This window comes from Variovorax sp. J31P179 (assembly GCF_030316985.1).
Classification (GTDB): Bacteria; Pseudomonadota; Gammaproteobacteria; order Burkholderiales; family Burkholderiaceae_C; genus Variovorax; species Variovorax ginsengisoli_B.
In genome coordinates, this window is the sequence record NZ_JASZYL010000046.1 from 1 (window position 1) to 1,335 (window position 1,335).

The following is a 1,335-nucleotide window of genomic DNA, read 5'->3' on the forward strand; positions in this document are numbered from 1 at the left end:
CCGTAGGGGGTGCCGCGGCCGGTGGTGAAGACGTGCAGGTTCATGCCCGCGGCCAGCTGCAAGGTGCCGCAGATGAAGTCGCTCGCCGGCGTGGCGGCGTACAGCAGCCCCTTCTGGCGGGCCTTCTCGCCCGGCGCGACGACACCAGAGATCGGCGCGCTGCCGCTCTTGACGATCGAGCCCATCGCCTTCTCCACGATGTTCGACAGCCCACCCTTCTTGTTGCCCGGCGTGGTGTTGGCGCTGCGGTCCACGCGGCCGCGCTCGAGGTAGGCGTCGTACCAGGCCATCTCGCGGATCATCGCCTCGGCCACCTCGGGCGTGGTCGCGCGCGAGGTCAGCTGGTCGATGCCGTCGCGCACCTCGGTCACCTCCGAGAACATCACGGTGGCGCCGGCGCGCACCAGCAAGTCGGTGCAGAAGCCCACCGCCGGGTTGGCCGTGACGCCCGAGAAGGCGTCGCTGCCGCCGCACTGCACGCCGACCACCAGCTCGCTGGCCGGCACGGTCTCGCGCCGGCGGTCGTTCAGGCGCTCCAGGTGCTCCTCGGCCTGGCGCAGGATCGAGTCCACCATCGACATGAAGCCCACGTGGGCCTCGTCCTGCAGGCAGACCACGTCGAGCTTGGCGTCGGCGCTGTCGCCGACATCGGCCACGTTGCGCTCGTCGATCAGGGGAATGGTGCCCGGGGGCATCAGGCGCTCGGGCTGCAGCTTCTCGCAGCCCAGGCTGACGACCATCACCTCGCCGCCGAAGTTCGGGTTGAGGCTGATGTTGCGCAGGGTGCGGATCGGGATGACGGCGTCGGGCGCGTCGATCGCCACGCCGCAGCCATAGCTGTGTTCGAGCGCCACCACGTCGTCGACGTTGGGAAACCGGGGCAGCAGCTCGGCCTTGATGCGCTGGACCGCGAACTCGGTGACGCCGGCCACGCACTGCACGGTCTGGGTGATGGCCAGGATGTTGCGGGTGCCGACCGAGCCGTCGGGGTTGCGAAAGCCCTCGAAGGTGTAGCCCTCGAGCGGGGGCATGGCGGGCGGCTTGACGGTGGCGATGGGCAGGCCGTCGAGCTCGCGCGCGGCGGGCATCCTCAGGAGCCGCTCGTGCACCCAGCTGCCGGCGGGGATGGGCTTGAGGGCGTAGCCGATCGGCACGTCGTAGCGGCGCACCACGCCGCCCTCGGGGATGTCGACCAGCGCCACCTTGTGGGCCTGCGGCACCTTCTCGCGCAGCGTGAGGCCCGAGGCGAACACGGTGCCGGCCGCCAGGCCGCCGTCGTTGGCCACGATCGCGACGTTGTCGCGCGCGTGCATGAGGATGGTGAGCGGCGGCCTG

General features: G+C 70.9%; 1 protein-coding gene. It reads right to left on the minus strand.

The annotated features are described in order from the left end of the window. Window positions 1-1,335, minus strand: a 1,335-nt coding sequence (gene garD, locus QTI17_RS34955; protein ID WP_286538775.1) for a galactarate dehydratase, incomplete at both ends; no start/stop codon positions are given.